This is a genomic window from Ancylobacter sp. (assembly GCF_965279025.1).
Lineage (GTDB): Bacteria > Pseudomonadota > Alphaproteobacteria > Rhizobiales > Xanthobacteraceae > Ancylobacter.
Genome location: NZ_OZ257132.1, coordinates 4,141,485 through 4,159,145, shown reverse-complemented (window position 1 = coordinate 4,159,145; position 17,661 = coordinate 4,141,485). Strand labels below are relative to the sequence as shown.

Sequence of the window (17,661 nt, the reverse complement as noted above, 5' to 3'; positions counted from 1 at the left end):
CTTGTGTTTTGCCGAACGTTCCGGTTTCACTCCGCCATCACTGCCGCGCTGCCGATCCCGGCCGAATCGTGAGTTTCCGCTGATGCGCCTTTCCCGCTACTTCCTTCCCATCCTCCGTGAAGTCCCGAAGGAAGCGGAGATCGTCTCGCACCGCCTCATGCTGCGCGCCGGCATGGTGCGCCAGGAGGGCGCTGGCATCTATGCGTGGCTGCCGCTGGGCAAGCGCGTGCTCGACAAGATCTGCAACGTCATCCGCGAGGAGCAGAATCGCTCCGGCGCCATCGAGATCATGATGCCGACCATCCAGTCGGCCGAGCTCTGGCGCGAGAGCGGGCGCTATGACGACTATGGCAAGGAGATGCTCCGCATCAAGGACCGGCACGAGCGCGACATGCTGTTCGGGCCGACCAATGAGGAAATGCTCACCGAGATCGTCCGCGCCTATGTGAAGTCCTATAAGGACCTGCCGCTGAACCTCTACCACATCCAGTGGAAGTTCCGCGACGAGGTGCGCCCGCGCTTCGGCGTCATGCGCTCGCGCGAATTCCTGATGAAGGACGCCTATTCGATCGACGTCGACTTCGAGAACGCGGTCGTGGCCTATAACCGCATGTTCGTCGCTTATCTCAGGACCTTCGCCCGGCTGGGGCTGAAGGCGATCCCGATGGTGGCCGATACCGGCCCGATCGGCGGCAATCACAGCCACGAATTCATCATCCTCGCCTCCACGGGCGAAAGCCAGGTGTTCTGCCATTCCGACTATCTCGACATGGACACGCCCGAGGTGGGGGTGGACTTCCAGGATCCGGCCGCGCTGCAAGAGATCGTGAACCGCTGGACCAGCCTTTATGCGGCCACGGAAGAGAAGCATGACGAAGCCGCCTTCGACGCGATTCCGGACGGGCAGCGGGTATCGGCGCGCGGCATCGAGGTGGGTCACATCTTCTATTTCGGCACCAAATATTCCGAGCCGATGGGCGCCAAGGTCACGGGCCCCGATGGCGTGGAGACGCCCGTCCACATGGGCTCCTACGGCATCGGTCCCTCGCGTCTGGTCGCTGCCATCATCGAGGCGTCGCATGACGAGAACGGCATCATCTGGCCGGAGGCGATCGCGCCGTTCCGCGTCGGCCTGCTGAACCTCAAGGCGGGCGATGCGGCAACGGATGCCGCCTGCGAGACGATCTATGCCGAGCTTGGCGCGCGCAACATCGACGTGTTGTACGACGACACGGCGGAGCGCCCCGGCTCGAAATTCGCCACGGCCGACCTGATCGGCCTGCCCTGGCAGATCATCGTCGGCCCCAAGGGGCTGGCGGGCGGCACGGTGGAGCTCAAGCGGCGTGCCGACGGCGCGCGCGAGACGCTCACCATCGAGGCGGCGCTGGAGCGTATAACCGGTTGACGGGGACGCGCGCGGCCCACGCGGCCGGGCGAGGGACGGAGCAGGCATGGCGGCCAAGAGCGCAGCGCGTCGGACCAAGGCAGCGAAGACGCAAACGCAGGCGAATGCCGGCGAGGAGCCCACCGGCTCGCGGCCGTTCAGCGCCTTCGAGTGGATGTTGTCGCTGCGCTATCTCCGGGCGCGTCGCAAGGAAGGCTTCATCTCGGTCATTGCCGGCTTTTCCTTCCTCGGCATCATGCTGGGCGTGGCGACGCTGATCATCGTCATGGCCGTGATGAACGGCTTCCGCACCGAATTGCTGTCGAAGATCCTCGGCCTCAACGGCCATATGCTGGTGCAGTCCGGCGAGGGGCCGTTCACCGACTATGACGCGGTTGCCAAGCGCATCGCCGGCGTGCCGGGCGTGAAGCTCGCCGTGCCGCTGGTGGAAGGGCAGGCGCTGGCGTCGTCAGCCTTTGGAGCCGGCGGCGTGCTGGTGCGGGGGCTTTCCGAAGCCAGCCTGCGGGCGCTTCCGGCCATCGGCACCAACATCCGCACCGGCACGCTGGACGGCTTCGACGAGGGCTCGGGGGTTGCCATCGGCAAGCGCTTGGCGGACCAGCTCTCGCTGCAGGCCGGCGACAACCTCACACTCGTCGCCCCGCGCGGCGCGGTAACGCCCATGGGGACGACGCCGCGCATCAAGGTCTACAAGATCGCAGCGGTGTTCGAGATCGGCATGTCGGAATATGACAGCGCCTTCGTCTTCATGCCGCTGGCGGAAAGCCAAGCCTATTTCAACAAGGATGGCGACGTCACCGCCATCGAGGTCTATGTCGACAATCCAGACGATGTGGAGCGTTACCGCGAGGCCGTGCAGGCGGCGGCGGGGCGGCCGATCTACATCGTCGACTGGCGACAGCGCAACGCCACCTTCTTCAACGCGCTGCAGGTGGAGCGGAACGTGATGTTCCTCATCCTGACGCTGATCGTGGTGGTGGCCGCCTTCAACATCGTTTCCGGCCTCAACATGTTGGTGAAGGACAAGGGGCGCGACATCGGAATCCTTCGCACCATGGGGGCGACGAGCGGCGCGATCATGCGCATCTTCCTCGTCACCGGCGCCGCCATCGGCGTGGTCGGGACGCTGGCCGGCTTCCTGCTGGGCTTGGTCGTGTGCCTGAATGTCGAGGAAATTCGCCAGTTCATCTCGTGGATCACCCGGACCGAGCTGTTCTCGCCCGAACTCTATTATCTCAGCCGGCTGCCGGCCGAGCTGAACGTCGGCGAGACCGCGACGGTGGTCATCATGGCGCTCATCCTGTCCCTTCTCGCTCCGCTCTACCCGTCCTGGCGCGCCGCGCGCCTCGATCCGGTGGAAGCGTTGCGCTACGAATAGGAAGACGAGCCATGTCGACCATTCCCCCGCGGGCCGCTCTCCGCCTCGAAGGCGTCGAACGCCGCTATGTGCAGGGCGAGGGCACGTTGGAAATCCTGCGCGGTGCCGACTTCACCGTGCTGGAGGGCCAGTCGGTCGCACTGGTCGCACCGTCCGGCACCGGCAAGTCGACCCTGCTGCATATTGCCGGCCTGCTGGAGCACCAGGACGCCGGCGAGGTGTTCATCGGCGGCGCGGCGACGGCCGGGCTTCCCGACGCCGAGCGCACGCGCATCCGCCGCACCGGGGTCGGCTTCGTCTACCAGTTCCACCATCTGCTCCCTGAATTTTCGGCGCAGGAAAACGTCATGCTGCCACAGATGATCCGGGGCCTGCCGCGCCGCGAGGCGGCGTCGCGGGCAAAGGAACTGCTCAGCTATCTCGGCCTCGGCAAGCGGCTGGAGCATCGCCCCGGCGAGCTTTCCGGCGGCGAACAGCAGCGCGTCGCCATCGCCCGCGCCGTCGCCAACGCGCCGCGCGTGCTGCTGGCGGACGAGCCCACCGGCAATCTCGACCCGCACACCGCCGACCATGTCTTCCACGCGCTGTCGCAGCTTGTGGAGGCCACGGGGCTGGCGGCGGTTATCGCCACCCACAATCTGGAACTCGCCTCCCGCATGCACCGCCGCGTGACCTTGCAGGAGGGGCAGGTGGTGGAACTGGCGTGAGGCGCCGGCTGTTTTCGATTCGTCAACCATGAACGGGAACGAAAGAAGAACATGGGTTGATTGCGGGGATAATGGGAGTCATGTTCTCTCTATGTTCTAGGGAGGTCGACATGATCCGTGTTCTTGTTCAGGAAGCCGCCGCTCTCGCATCCATCGGGATGTTCGTCGCCATGATCGGCCTCTGGGCCGGCGTTCTCACCGGGGTCTGAGGTCGGCGCGAGGCTGAAGTCAGCTGAGGCATGAAGGTTCGCCTTCAGCCTGAGGACAACGGGGAGGATGGCTCCCCGAGGGTGGACGCCGCCCGGCCGGGCGCCCACCATTGCGGCCTTCGAGTCGCGGGAGGATGAAAATGGCGCAGGCTGATGTCGGGTTCGTTCATCTGCACGTCCATTCCTCCTTCTCGCTGCTGGAAGGGGCGCTCGGCATCGGCAAGCTCGCCGATCTCGCCAAAAAGGACCGCCAGCCCGCCATCGCGCTGACCGACACCGGCAATCTGTTCGGCGCGCTGGAATTCTCCGAGAAGATGGCCGGCGCCGGCATCCAGCCGATTCTCGGCTGCGCCGTGGCGGTGGATTTCCCCGGCCCGGCCCCGCGCGGCCCCGCCAGCCTGGAACGGCCGCGCATCGTCCTTCTCGCCGCCAGCGAGGAGGGCTGGAAGAATCTCATGGAGCTGGTGTCGCGCTCGTTTCTCGACACCGCTTCCGATGGCGCCCCCCACATCAAGGCGGACTGGCTTGAAGGGCGCGCCGGCGGCCTCATCGCCCTCACCGGCGGCCCCAATGGTCCCATCGACCGGGCGCTGGCGGCTGGCAGCGCCGACCATGCGGAGCAGCGGCTCGCCCTGTTGCAGACGCTGTTCGGCGACCGGCTTTATGTCGAGCTCCAACGCCATGGCGTTGCCGACGAGCGGCGGGTCGAGCCCGCCCTCATCGACCTCGCCTATCGCCTCGATCTGCCGCTGGTGGCCGCCAATGAGCCGTTCTTCGCCACGCAGGACGATTATGAGGCGCATGACGCGCTGATCTGCATCGCCGAAGGGCGGCTGGTGGCCGAGGCCGATCGCCGCCAGCTGACGCCGGACCACCGGTTCCGCACCCGTGCGGAGATGGCCGAGCTGTTCGCCGACCTGCCGGAAGCGCTGGCCAATACGGTGGATGTGGCGCGGCGCTGCGCCTATCGCCCGCGCACCGTCAAGCCGATCCTGCCGCGCTTCACGCTCGACCGCGACGAGGCGGAGGAACTGCGCCTTCAGGCGGAAGAGGGGCTGCGTGACCGGCTTGCCGTGCATGGTCCGACCGATGGCCTGTCCGTGCAGGACTATGAGGACCGGTTGGCGTTCGAGCTCAGCATCATCGAGAAGATGAAGTTTCCCGGCTACTTCCTCATCGTGGCCGACTTCATCAAATGGGCGAAGGCGCAGGGGATTCCGGTGGGACCGGGCCGTGGCTCGGGCGCGGGTTCGCTGGTCGCCTATTCCCTCACGATCACCGATCTTGACCCGCTGCGCTTCGGCCTGCTGTTCGAGCGATTCCTGAACCCCGAGCGCGTGTCGATGCCGGATTTCGACATCGACTTCTGCCAGGAGCGGCGTGACGAGGTCATCCGCTACGTGCAGAAGCGCTATGGGCGCGACCAGGTGGCGCAAATCATCACCTTCGGCACGCTGCAGGCGCGCGGCGTGCTGCGCGATGTCGGCCGGGTGCTGGAAATGCCCTATGGCCAGGTCGACAAGCTCTGCAAGCTGGTGCCGCAGAACCCGGCCAACCCGGTGACGCTGAAGCAGGCGATCAACGACGAGCCCAAGCTGCAGGGCGAGAGCGACGCCAACCCGGTGGTGAAGCGCGCCTTCGACATCGCCACCCGGCTGGAGGGCTTGAACCGCCACGCCTCCACCCACGCCGCCGGCATCGTCATCGGCGACCGGCCCTTGGCGAGGCTCGTGCCGCTATACCGAGATCCGCGCTCGGACATGCCGGTCACCCAGTACAACATGAAATGGGTGGAGCAGGCCGGGCTGGTCAAGTTCGACTTCCTCGGCCTCAAGACGCTGACCGTGCTGCAGACCGCCGTGCGGCTAGTGGCGCAGCGGGGCATCACGCTCGACCTCTCGACCATCCCTCTAGACGACAAGAAGACCTACGACATGCTCACCCGGGGCGAGACGGTGGGCGTGTTCCAGGTGGAAAGCGCGGGCATGCGGCGCGCGCTGGTCGACATGAAGCCGGACCGGCTGGAGGACATCATCGCCCTCGTCGCCCTGTACCGCCCGGGCCCGATGGCGAACATCCCGGTCTATTGCGCGGTGAAGAACGGGCAGGAGAAGGCCGCCTATGCCCACCCGGCGCTGGAGGCCAGCCTGAAGGAAACCTACGGCGTCATCATCTACCAGGAACAGGTGATGCAGATCGCGCAGACCCTGTCGGGCTATTCGCTGGGTGAAGCCGACCTGCTGCGGCGCGCCATGGGCAAGAAGATCCGCGCCGAGATGGACAAGCAGCGCGAGCGCTTCGTCGATGGCGCGGTGGAGCGCGGCGTTCCGAAGGCCAAGGCCTCGGAAATCTTCGACCTGCTCGCTAAATTCGCCGATTACGGCTTCAACAAGAGCCACGCGGCGGCCTATGCGCTGGTTTCCTACCAGACCGCCTACATGAAGGCGAACTACGCCACCGAGTTCATGGCCGCGTCCATGACGCTCGACATGGGCAACACCGACAAGCTGGCGGAATTCCGCCAGGAATCGCAGCGGCTGGGCATCGAGGTGGTGCCGCCTTCGGTGAATCTGTCTGGCCGGGATTTCGCGGTAAAGGACGGGCGCATTCTCTACGCGCTTGCCGCCATCAAAGGCGTGGGCGGGCAGGCGGTCGACGCGATCGTGGAGGCACGGGGCGCGCGACCCTTCGCCAGCCTCGCCGACTTCGCCGCCCGCATCAACGCGAAGGCGTTGAACAAGCGGACGATGGAGAGCCTCGCCAATGCCGGCGCCTTCGACACGGTAGAGAAGAATCGCGCCCGTGCGTCCGCAGCGATCGATTGCGTTCTCGCCCATGCCGCCTCTGTCGGCGCGGAAGCGGCTTCGGGGCAGGGCAACATGTTCGGCGGCCCCTCGGTCGCGGCGGAACTGCCGATTCCCAATGCGGCACCGTGGCTTCAGGCGGAAAGGTTGAAGCACGAATATGATGCGATCGGCTTCTTCCTGACCGGCCATCCGCTGGATGATTACGGCAAGGCGCTGGATCGATTGCGAGTGCAGCGCTGGACCGATTTCACCCGCTCGGTGCGCGCCGGCTCGATGGCCGGGCGCCTCGCCGCCACGGTGGTGAGTCGTCAGGAGCGCCGCACCAAGACCGGCAACAAGATGGGTATTGTCGGCCTGTCGGATCCGTCCGGCCAGTTCGAGGCGGTGCTGTTCTCGGAGACCTTGGCGCAGTATCGCGAACTGCTGGAGCCGGGAAAGGCGCTGCTGCTGCAGGTATCGGCGGAACTGCAGGGCGAGGATGTGCGCGCCCGCATCCAGACGGTGGAGCCGCTCGACGAGGCGGCGTCGAAGACGCAGAAGGGCATGCGGGTTTTCCTGCGCTCGCCGGAACCGCTGGACAGTGTGGCGGCGCGTCTGGGGACGCTTGGCGGCGGGCGGGGGGATGGTGAGGTCTCCCTCGTGCTGCTGCTCGGCGAGCGCGGCGACACCGAGGTGGAGGTAAAGCTGCCCGGCCGCTTCAGCCTTTCGCCGCAGATTGCCGGCGCCCTCAAGGCCGTGCCCGGCGTCGAGATGGTCGAGATGGCCTGAAACACCTGAATGCGTCCGGGTGTTTCCAAGCGTTTCCGGTATATTTCCGAGAGGCGTCTCGACGCCTCTCCGCGCGTTTTTGCTTGATCTCGTCGCGAAAGAGGCCCTTCTGCGGCTCGAAGTGATTGAGAGCGGAATGGTCAGTGGAAACCGAGCTTAGTTCCAGGCGTCGCGCCATTCTGGTGCTCGGCATGCACCGCAGCGGCACCTCGGCCGTCACGCGGACGATCAACCTGCTGGGCGTCGCCACGCCCAAGACATTGATCGGGGCCAGCGCCGGCAATCAACGTGGGCATTGGGAATCGGCGCCGATCGTCCGGCTCAATGACGACATTCTCGCCGCCTGCGGCCATAGCTGGTATTCGCGCGGCCGGATGAAGGTCGACCCGATTGAAATCGTGCGGGCGAACGGGATGTGGGACCGCCTGCGCGCGACGCTCGACAGCGAGTTCGGCGGCGCCTCGACGGTCGTCCTGAAGGACCCGCGCATCAGCCGTCTCGTGCCGCTCTACACCAAGGCGCTGGAGGAGGCGGGGTACGAGGTCGCTTCCATTCTCACCCTGCGCAATCCGCTTGAGGTGGCGCAGTCGATCGCGACCCGCGACAAGCTGACGGCCGCGCAGGGATTGAAGGCGTGGCTGCGCTATATGCTGGATGCCGAGCGGGCGACGCGCGGCAGCGTGCGCACGCTGGTGGCGTATGAGAACCTGCTCGCCGACTGGCGCGGCTGCACCCAGCGCATGAAGGCGCAGCTCGGCGGCGACTGGCCGGCGTTGACGCCGGAAGCGGCGGCGGAGATCGACGCCTTCCTGTCGCCGGGCCTGCGCCACCATGCCCTGCAGCTGCCGGCCTTCGGCCTCGGCCGGGCCGCCGTCTGCGGGCGGCTTTATCGCGACATGGCGGCACGCCTTTCCGACGATCCCGCCGCCACGCCGTCCGCCTTGGCGACCGGCCTTGCCAAGCTTAGCCTCGCCGCGAGGTGACGGCCTCGCCCGTGCCGCTTCGCGCGGCGTGGCACCGGGCTTGTCACTGCGGGCGCTCTCCCGTATAAGCCGCGCCATTCCGCACGCGGACTCGCGGCCGGAAGCCCCTCGTCATGACCTGTCGAGAGGACTTCAGCGCCGCTCCGGTGCCGTAAGCCGAATTCCTCGGCACGGCCATGTCCGCGGAGGCCAACCGGACGAGAGAAGACAATGTCGCTCCCTGACTACTCCATGCGCCAGCTCCTGGAAGCTGGCGTGCACTTCGGGCATCAGTCCCACCGCTGGAACCCGAAGATGGCCCCGTTCATCTTCGGCACCCGCAACAACATCCATATCATCGATCTGGCGCAGACCGTGCCGGCGCTTCACCGCGCCCTGCAGGCGGTTTCCGACACCGTGGCCCGTGGCGGCCGCGTGCTCTTCGTCGGCACCAAGCGCCAGGCGGCTGACGCCGTGGCTGACGCGGCCAAGCGCTCGGCCCAGTACTACGTCAATTCCCGCTGGCTCGGCGGCATGCTGACCAACTGGAAGACCATTTCCCACTCCATCGCCCGCCTGAAGAAGCTCGAAGAGCTGCTCGCGGCCGGCGAGGGTGTCGGCTACACCAAGAAGGAGCGCCTGACGCTCCAGCGCGAGAAGGAAAAGCTCGATCGCGCGCTTGGCGGCATCCGTGACATGGGCGGCATTCCCGACCTGCTGTTCGTCATCGACACTAACAAGGAAGACCTCGCCGTCGCCGAGGCCCGCCGCCTTGGTATTCCGGTCGCGGCGATCCTCGACACCAATTGCGATCCGGACGGCATCGCCTTCCCGGTTCCCGGCAATGACGACGCCGGCCGCGCCATCAACCTCTATTGCGACCTCGTCGCCCGCGCCGCGATCGACGGCATCGGCCGCGCCCATGGCGATCTCGGCATCGACGTCGGTGCCTCCGAGGCGCCGCTGGTCGAGGAACTGCCGGCCGAATCCAGCTGGACTAGCCTCGAGTCGCTCTCGGGCCCGCGCGGCATCGCCGACGACCTGAAGAAGCTGACCGGCGTCTCGCCGGCCATCGAGAAGCAGCTGACCGACCTCGGCATCTTCCACTACTGGCAGATCGCCGCGCTCAATGCCGACGATGCACATCGCCTGGGCGAAGAAGTCGGTCTGCCGGGCCGTGTCGATGGCTGGGTGTCGCAGGCCAAGGAGCTGACCGCCGAGGTCGAGTGACCCCGGCGTCCGCTTCGCGACGGCGTCACATTTTGGCGCCAAGCATTGTATCGCACGGCCGGCCCGGATTTCCTCCGGCCGGCCGTGTTGTCGATTGACACAGAGATCGTTGAGGAACGGAACATGGCCAACATCACCGCGGGCATGGTGAAAGAGCTGCGCGAGAAGACCGGCGCCGGCATGATGGACTGCAAGGCCGCGCTGACCGAGGTGGATGGTGACATCGAAGCCGCCGTCGACTGGCTGCGCAAGAAGGGCCTTGCCAAGGCCGCCAAGAAGGCCGGCCGCGTCGCCGCCGAAGGCCTGATCGGCCTTGCCGTCTCGGGCACCACGGGCGTGGTCGTCGAAGTGAACTCCGAAACCGACTTCGTGGCGCGCAACGAGCAGTTCCAGCAGCTGGTCCGCGACATCGCTTCGGTCGCGCTGAGCGCCGAGGACGATGTCGAGGCGGTCAAGGCGGCGGCCTACCCGGGCGGTGCCACGGTTGCCGACGCCATCAACAGCGCCGTCGCCACAATTGGCGAGCACATGAACCTGCGCCGCTCCAAGAAGCTGTCCGTTTCGGCCGGCGTCATCGGCTCCTACGTTCATGGCTCGGTCGGCGAGGGCCTCGGTAAGATCGGCGTGCTGGTCGCGCTCGAGTCGGAAGGCAAGGCGGATGAGCTGGCTGCGCTGGGTCGCCAGATCGCGATGCATGTCGCCGCCGCCAACCCGCAGGCGCTGGACGCTTCGGCCATTGCCGAGGACGTGGTTGCCCGCGAGAAGGGCGTGCTCGCCGAGAAGGCCAAGGCCTCCGGCAAGCCGGACAACGTGGTCGAGAAGATCGTCGAGAGCGGCCTGAAGACCTTCTACAAGGAAGTCACGCTGGTCGAGCAGTCCTTCATCCATGATCCGTCCAAGACGGTCGCCCAGGCGGTGAAGGAAAGCGAAGGCAAGGTCGGCGCGCCGATCAAGCTGGTCGGCTTCGTCCGCTTCGGCCTCGGCGAGGGCGTCGAGAAGCAGGAAAGCGACTTCGCCGCCGAAGTCGCCGCTGCCGCCGGCGTCTAAGTCGGTTTGCGTTGATAAGTCACGCCGGGCCGCCAACGGGCAGTCCGGCGTGTTTTACTGTGCGCGACGTCGCGAGTCGCGCCAAGCCAGAGGTGCCCCATGTCGATCCCTGAGCCGCACGGCGCCATTTACGGGCGCGTCTTGGTCAAGGTGTCCGGTGAGGCGCTGATGGGCAATGAGGCCTTCGGCCTGCATTGGCCGACCATCGAGAACATCGCCCAGGACCTCGTCGAGGCACGCTCCACCGGCTGCGAGATTGCCGTGGTGGTCGGCGGCGGCAACATCCTGCGCGGTGCCAGCGTGGCGGGGCAGGGGCTGGACCGTGCCACCGCCGACCATATGGGCATGCTGGCCACGGTGATGAACGCTCTGGCGCTGGAGAAGGCGGTCGAAAAGGCCGGCGTTCCCGCCCGCACCCTTTCCGCCATCCCCATGCCGACCATTTGCGAGCCCTATGCCCGCCAGACCGCCTCCCGCCATCTCGGGCGCGGGCGTGTCGTGCTGCTGGCCGGCGGCACCGGCAATCCCTATTTCACCACCGACACCGGGGCGGTTCTACGCGCCGCCGAGCTCGAATGCGACGCGGTGATGAAGGCGACCAATGTCGACGGCGTCTACACCGCCGATCCCAAGCGGGACCCCTCGGCGCGGCGTTATGAGCGCCTGACGCATGACGAGGCTCTCGCCAAGGACCTGAAAGTGATGGACGCTGCCGCCTTCGCGCTGGCGCGGGAGGCGAAGCTGCCGATCGTCGTCTTCTCGATCCGCGAGCCGGGTGCGATCGCTGCCGCCATTCGCGGGGAGGGGCGTGCGACCACCGTCGCCCCCTGAGCGTTCAAGCACGCGTGTGGCGCGGGCGACGAGAGTGTTAGGGTCGAGGGGCGAGGCTTGCCTTGCGGGCCGTTAGGTTGGATAAGCCGCCAACCGGCGCCCGTCAGCCTCGTGCCGGCTGATGAATGAATGAGGTTCGTGATGAGCACTGGTCCGATTGACTTGGCCGATATTAAGCGCCGCATGCAGGGCGCGATCTCCGTTCTCAAGACCGAGCTGTCGGGCCTGCGCACCGGGCGCGCCTCGGCCAGCCTGCTCGAACCGATCCAGGTGGATGCCTATGGCAGCCACATGCCGCTAAACCAGGTCGCCTCGGTGAACGTGCCCGAGCCCCGGCTGCTGTCGGTGCAGGTGTGGGATCGCGGCATGGTGTCGGCGGTGGAAAAGGCCATTCGCGACTCGAATCTCGGCCTCAACCCGCAGACCGAGGGCCAGGTGCTGCGCGTGCGCATTCCCGAACTGACGCAAGATCGCCGCCAGGAACTCGTCAAGGTCGCGCATAAATATGCCGAGGCCTGCCGGGTCTCCGTGCGTCATGTGCGCCGCGACGGCCTCGACACCATCAAGAAGGCGGAGAAGGACGGCGAGGGCAGCTCGGACGATCTGGACCGTCTGGCCGATCAGGTTCAGAAGGCGACGGACCAGTTCATTGCCGAGATCGACCAGGTTCTGTCCGCGAAGGAAAAGGAAATTCTCGCGGTTTAGTCTGTAGGCGCCAAGGGGGCCTTTCGTGAACATTGCAAGGCGTGGCGAGGCATCCGGCGCCGCCATCGAAGCCGACATAGGCCAGGCGGCCGCGCCTTCGTGCGTGCCGCGCCACGTCGCCATCATCATGGATGGCAATGGCCGCTGGGCGAAGAGCCACGGCCTGCCCCGTTTCGAGGGCCATCGGCGCGGAGCCGAGGCCGTGCGTCGCGTGGTGGCCGATGCCAAGGAACTCGGCATCGAGGCGCTGACGCTCTACAGCTTTTCCAGCGAGAACTGGTCCCGCCCGGAGCAGGAGATCGGCGAGCTTATGGGGCTGCTCAAGCGCTTCATTCGCTCGGATCTCAAGGATCTGCACGCCAAGAATGTCCGCCTCAGGGTCATCGGCGAGGGGCACCCCACCGATTCGGAGGTGCAGGGGCTGCTGGACGAAGCGCAGGCGCTCACCCAAGCCAATACTGGCGTCACCCTCACGGTGGCGTTCAACTATGGTGCGCGGAACGAGATGGCGCGCGCCGCCCAATCGTTGGCCCGGCAGGTCGCCGCCGGCGAGATTCGGGCGGAAGACATTACGCCTGAACGATTCGGCGCGGTCCTCGACACGGCGGGCCTGCCGCCGCTCGACCTGATGATCCGCACCAGCGGCGAGCAGCGCCTGTCGAACTTCCTGCTCTGGCAGGCCGCCTATGCGGAGCTGGTGTTCCTGCCGGTTCTCTGGCCGGATTTCGACCGGAGCTGGCTGGAGCGGGCGCTTGGCGAATATGGCCGGCGCGAACGCCGCTTCGGCGGCGTCGACGCGGGCGGAAGCTGAGCCGTTGCGGATCGGGGACGATTTCCTGCCACGGCTCGGTTCGGCGCTCGTTCTCGGGCCGTTCGTCGTGCTGGTGGCGATGTATGGTGGCTGGGGATTCCGCGCGCTGGTTGCCCTCGCCTCGGTGATCATTCTCTGGGAATGGCTCCGCATGATCGGGGCGAAGCCGCGTTCGCCGCTTCTGGTCATCGGGGCGGCCGCGCTGCTTGCCGCGATTCTCCTGCTCGCCATCCGCCCGCCGCCTGCCGCCATCGGCATTGTAGTGCTGGGGGCGATCACGGCGGCGCTGGTCGCCCGCTCAAACCCGGAGCGGCGCACATGGGCGCCCTTTGGCGTGCTCTATGCCGGCGCGCTGGCGCTCCCGACTCTCATCCTGCGGGATGACGCCAATTTCGGACTGGTCAGCCTCGTCTGGCTGCTCGCCGTTGTCTGGTCGACCGACATCGCCGCCTATTTCTGCGGCCGCCTCATCGGCGGCGCCAAGCTCTGGCCGCGCGTCAGCCCCAACAAGACCTGGTCCGGCGCCATCGGCGGCACGCTCACCGGCATGCTTGCCGGCATGGCGACGCTGTATGTGGCGGGTATCGAATCGGCGCTGCTGGCGGCACCGGTGGCCCTGCTCTGCAGCCTCGCCAGCCAGGCAGGCGACCTTTTCGAATCGGCGATGAAGCGGCATTTCGGGATGAAGGATTCCAGCCAGCTCATTCCGGGCCACGGCGGCCTCATGGATCGGCTCGACGGATTTATTGCCGCGGCGGCGCTGGCGCTGCTGATCGGGTTGATAAGGGCTCCTGGCGCGCCAGCGCAGGGCCTCCTGCTATGGTGAGGCGTGCCGGCGTGCCGCGGCGACGACTGAAGCGCCGGGCCCTACAATTCGTGTGCAGCGGCGCCCCGCCTGCCCAAGATCGCCTTAAAGCCTCCGTATGGAACACAAGACGTGCCGCGCGGCGCGTCCGTCTGGGAAATCGCTGAATGGAACTTCTTACCTCGATGGGCGGCACGGCGGGCTGGCTGCTCGGCTATGTCGTGCCGTTCCTGTTCGTGCTGACGATCGTCGTGTTCTTCCACGAGCTCGGCCATTTCTGGGTTGCCCGGCGTGCCGGGGTGAAGGTCGTGGCCTTCTCGATCGGCTTTGGTCCGGAGATCGTCGGCTTCAACGACCGCCACGGCACGCGCTGGAAGCTGTCGGCGATTCCCCTTGGCGGCTACGTCAAGTTTCTCGGGGACGAGAACGCGGCCAGCGCACCCGATCGCGATGCGCTGGGCCATATGAGCGAGGCCGACCGCCGCGAGAGCTTCTTCCACAAATCGGTGGGCGCGCGCGCCGCCATCGTCGCCGCCGGTCCCATCGCCAATTTCATCCTGGCGATCGTCATTTTCGCCGGCCTGTTCATGACCGTGGGGCGGCAGGTGACGACGCCGCAGGTCGACGCCGTGCAGGCCGGTAGTGCCGCCGAGCGCGCCGGCTTCCAGCCCAAGGACGTGATTCTCTCGATCAACGGCGCTCCGATCGATTCCTTCGGTGACATGCAGCGCGTCGTCAGTGCCAATGCCGGTGAAAAGCTCGCGGTCGACGTGGAGCGCGGGGACCAGCGCCTGACGCTGGAGGCGACACCGGACCTGCGCGAGGTGACCGATACCTTCGGCAACGTCCATCGTATCGGCGTGCTCGGCATCTCCCGCGACACCGGGGGCGGGCAGGTGCGCACCGAGCGATTCGGGCCGGTCGAGGCGGTGACCAAGGCGACGCAGGAAGTGTGGTTCATCGTCGACCGCACCTTTAGCTATCTTGGCGGGGTGGTGACGGGCCGCGAGCGCGCCGACCAACTCGGCGGCCCCATCCGGATCGCCCAGGTTTCCGGTCAGGTCGCGACCTTCGGAATGGCGGCATTGCTGCAGCTTGCGGCGGTTCTGTCGGTCTCGATCGGACTTCTTAACTTATTTCCGGTACCGCTTCTCGACGGCGGGCATCTGCTTTTCTACGCCATCGAGGCGCTGCGCGGTCGTCCGCTCAGTGAACGGGCGCAGGAGGTGGGTTTCCGCATTGGTCTGGCGCTGGTGCTGATGCTGATGCTGTTCGCGACTTGGAACGATATTCTCAATATATCAAAATCTTGAGGCCGGTTCCGGTTGGCGTTGCCGAGGTGCCACGCCGTCCGGAAAAGGCATCGAAAGCGGCAGGTCCCGTTTGCAGGCTCTGGAAAAGTCTGTATCAAACGGGGTGCAGGGTGAGGAGTGTCATCGGGTGCGTCCTTCGGGACATGTGCTCGGTCGTCTCCCAGAACAACGGTAAGGTTGCGCACCAAATGGCTGGTTCCCGGTTCGTGAGTAGATTGGCCTCGGTTGTCGGCGTCGCCCTTCTGGTGGCTGTCGGCAGTGTTTCCGGGGCCGTCATGGTCCCCGGGGCGGCCATGGCGCAGTCGGCGAGTTCGATTGTCGTCGAAGGTAACCAGCGCGTCGATGCCGATACCATCCGCTCCTATTTCCAGACGTCGCCGGGCCAGTCGCTGACGCCCGCCAAGATCGACGAGGCCCTGAAGGGCCTTTATGCGACGGGTCTGTTCTCCGATGTCACGATCAGCAATCGCGGCGGGCGGATGGTCGTGTCGGTCGTCGAGAATCAGGTGATCAACCGCGTTGCCTTCGAGGGCAACAAGAAGGTCAAGGACGACCAGCTCACGCAGGAAGTGCAGTCCAAGGCGCGCAGCCCGCTCTCCAAGACCACGGTGCAGGCGGACACGCAGCGCATCATCGACGTCTATCACCGCGCCGGCCGCTACGATGTGCGCGTCGAGCCGAAGATCATCGAGCGCGGCCAGGGTCGCGTCGATCTCGTGTTCGAGGTCACCGAGGGCGACAAGCTCGGCGTCGCCGAGATCAAGTTCGTCGGCAACAAGGCCTATTCGGCCTACAAGCTGAAGGACGAGATCACCACGACCGAGACCAACTGGCTGTCCTGGCTCAAGAACACCGACATTTATGACGTCGACCGCATCAACACCGATCAGGAACTCCTGCGCCGCTTCTACCTGAAACACGGCTATGCGGATTTCCGTATCATCTCGGTGACCGCGGATCTCGACCGCCAGCGGGACGGCTTCGTCCTCACTTATGTGCTCGAGGAAGGCCCGCAGTATCGTGTCGGCACGGTGGATGTCGTCTCCGGCATCCGGGACGTCGACATTGCCGACCTGCGCGCCGCCCTGCGCGTCGCTCCCGGCCAGGTCTACAACGCCGAGCTGGTCGAGAAGTCGGTCGAGAATGCGACGATCGAAGTTTCCAAGGCCGGCTACGCGTTCGCCCAGGTTCGTCCGCGCGGTGACCGCAATGCCGAAACCCGCACCATCTCGCTGGTCTTCGCGGTTGAAGAAGGTCCGCGCGTCTATGTCGAGCGGATCGAAATTCGCGGCAACGTGCGTACCCGCGATTGGGTGATCCGTCGTGAGTTCGATTTCGCCGAAGGCGACGCCTATAACCGCGTGATGGTCGATCGGGCCGAGCGCCGGCTGCGCAACCTTGGCTACTTCAAGGATGTGAAGATCACCAATGAGCCGGGCACCGCGCCCGACCGCATTATCCTGGTGGTGACGGTCGAGGATCAGCCCACGGGTGAGTTCTCGGTGTCGGGTGGCTATTCGACCACTGACGGCTTCATCGGCGAAGTGGCGATCTCGGAGAAGAACTTCCTGGGGCGCGGCCAGTATGTCCGCCTTGCCGGCCAGCTTGGCGAGAACGTGCAGGGCGCCGATTTCAGCTTCACCGAGCCGTACTTCCTCGACTACCGCATGGCGGCCGGCTTCGACCTGTTCTGGAAGCAGACCAGCGCGACCAGCTACAGCCAGTACGACACCGAAACGATGGGTGGCACGCTGCGCGTGGCCCTGCCGCTCACCGACGAGTTGACCCTCGGTCTGCGCTATATGCTGTCGCAGAAGGAAATCTCGGTCAGCGTCGAGGACGAGCTCTATAACGACGTGTCGTGGGCGCTGCTCGAGATCAACAATGAGTCGATCATCACCTCGGCGGTTGGCTACACGCTCTCCTACAACATGCTCGACGACAACCGTAACCCGACCAGCGGTTACCTTATCGAACTTAAGCAGGATTTCGCCGGCCTCGGTGGCGACACCAGCTATATCCGCTCGACCTTCGATACCCGCTTCTACACCCCGATCGTCGGCGATTTCGTCCTGCTGCTGCGCGGCCAGCTTGGCAATGTGGCTTCGTGGGGCAGCGAGGACCTGCGCATCACCGACAACTTCTTCAAGGGTCCCGACCTCGTCCGCGGCTTCGCCCCGAACGGCATCGGCCCGCGCGACTTGGCCTCCGGTTATTTCGGCGAGGACATGGATGCGCTCGGCGGCACGATGTACTGGGGCACGTCGGCCGAAGTGCAGTTCCCACTTTCCTTCCTGCCCAAGGATTTCGGCCTGAAGGCAGCCGTGTTCGCCGATGCCGGTTCGCTCTGGGACTATCAGGGCAACACCACCTTCGAGAACATCGCGGGTTGGCAGAACAATCTGGTGGACTGCAGCACGCTGCGCGGCTCCTCCACCAAGGGTCTTGCAAACGTCTGCGTGGCGGACAGCGACAGCATCCGCTCGTCGGTCGGTGTTGGCCTGATCTGGCAGTCGCCCTTCGGCCCGCTGCGCTTCGACTATGCCTGGGCACTGTCCAAGGAATGGTATGACGAGGTGCAGGAGTTCCGCTTCAGCGGCGGCACCAAGTTCTGATAATATCCATCCCATCTTGCAGCACGGCGGTCCGGTCATCCGGGCCGCTTGTGCGTTTGGGAACCGGC

Annotated in this window: 13 protein-coding genes; all 13 read left to right on the top strand. The window is 65.9% G+C overall.

The window, feature by feature from the left end; translation table 11 throughout:
* Positions 1-82 precede the first annotated feature (82 nt).
* The 13 genes from proS (at position 83) to bamA (ending at position 17,593) form a co-directional block, all read left to right on the top strand.
* Positions 83-1,405 carry a proline--tRNA ligase gene (proS, locus tag ACQY76_RS19375; RefSeq protein ID WP_428030322.1) on the top strand — a complete coding sequence of 441 codons (1,323 nt, stop codon included), beginning with the start codon at positions 83-85 and terminating at the stop codon, positions 1,403-1,405.
* Positions 1,406-1,559: 154 nt separating this feature from the next.
* Entirely contained in the window at positions 1,560-2,783 is a 1,224-nt protein-coding gene (locus ACQY76_RS19370; RefSeq protein WP_428033063.1) for a lipoprotein-releasing ABC transporter permease subunit, read from the top strand.
* Between the two features lie 11 nt (positions 2,784-2,794).
* Positions 2,795-3,490: an ABC transporter ATP-binding protein gene (locus tag ACQY76_RS19365; RefSeq protein ID WP_428030321.1), complete on the top strand. Its 696-nt coding sequence runs from the start codon at positions 2,795-2,797 to the stop codon at positions 3,488-3,490.
* A gap of 343 nt (positions 3,491-3,833) precedes the next feature.
* Entirely contained in the window at positions 3,834-7,274 is a 3,441-nt protein-coding gene (dnaE, locus tag ACQY76_RS19360; protein WP_428030320.1) for a DNA polymerase III subunit alpha, read from the top strand.
* A gap of 143 nt (positions 7,275-7,417) precedes the next feature.
* On the top strand, positions 7,418-8,257 hold the full coding sequence (locus ACQY76_RS19355; protein ID WP_428030319.1) for a sulfotransferase family protein: 840 nt from the start codon (positions 7,418-7,420) through the stop codon (positions 8,255-8,257).
* A gap of 210 nt (positions 8,258-8,467) precedes the next feature.
* Positions 8,468-9,466, top strand: a complete 999-nt coding sequence (locus tag ACQY76_RS19350; protein WP_428030318.1) for a 30S ribosomal protein S2 — start codon at positions 8,468-8,470, stop codon at positions 9,464-9,466.
* Positions 9,467-9,589: 123 nt separating this feature from the next.
* On the top strand, positions 9,590-10,513 hold the full coding sequence (tsf, locus tag ACQY76_RS19345) for a translation elongation factor Ts (protein WP_428030317.1): 924 nt from the start codon (positions 9,590-9,592) through the stop codon (positions 10,511-10,513).
* A gap of 99 nt (positions 10,514-10,612) precedes the next feature.
* On the top strand, positions 10,613-11,344 hold the full coding sequence (gene pyrH, locus ACQY76_RS19340) for a UMP kinase (protein WP_428030316.1): 732 nt from the start codon (positions 10,613-10,615) through the stop codon (positions 11,342-11,344).
* A gap of 141 nt (positions 11,345-11,485) precedes the next feature.
* Positions 11,486-12,049, top strand: coding sequence for a ribosome recycling factor (gene frr / locus ACQY76_RS19335; protein ID WP_428030315.1), 564 nt, complete (start codon positions 11,486-11,488; stop codon positions 12,047-12,049).
* A gap of 127 nt (positions 12,050-12,176) precedes the next feature.
* The gene (locus ACQY76_RS19330; protein ID WP_428033062.1) at positions 12,177-12,860 is read left to right on the top strand and encodes an isoprenyl transferase; all 684 of its coding nucleotides are present in this window, start codon (positions 12,177-12,179) and stop codon (positions 12,858-12,860) included.
* Positions 12,811-13,686, top strand: a complete 876-nt coding sequence (locus ACQY76_RS19325) for a phosphatidate cytidylyltransferase (RefSeq protein WP_428033061.1) — start codon at positions 12,811-12,813, stop codon at positions 13,684-13,686. Before ACQY76_RS19330 ends, ACQY76_RS19325 begins: the two co-directional genes overlap by 50 nt.
* 146 nt (positions 13,687-13,832) lie before the next feature.
* Positions 13,833-14,978, top strand: coding sequence for an RIP metalloprotease RseP (gene rseP, locus ACQY76_RS19320; protein WP_428030314.1), 1,146 nt, complete (start codon positions 13,833-13,835; stop codon positions 14,976-14,978).
* A 188-nt stretch (positions 14,979-15,166) separates the two neighbouring features.
* A complete protein-coding gene (gene bamA / locus ACQY76_RS19315) occupies positions 15,167-17,593 on the top strand; it encodes an outer membrane protein assembly factor BamA (protein ID WP_428030313.1) in 2,427 nt (808 codons plus the stop codon).
* Positions 17,594-17,661: the final 68 nt, after the last annotated feature.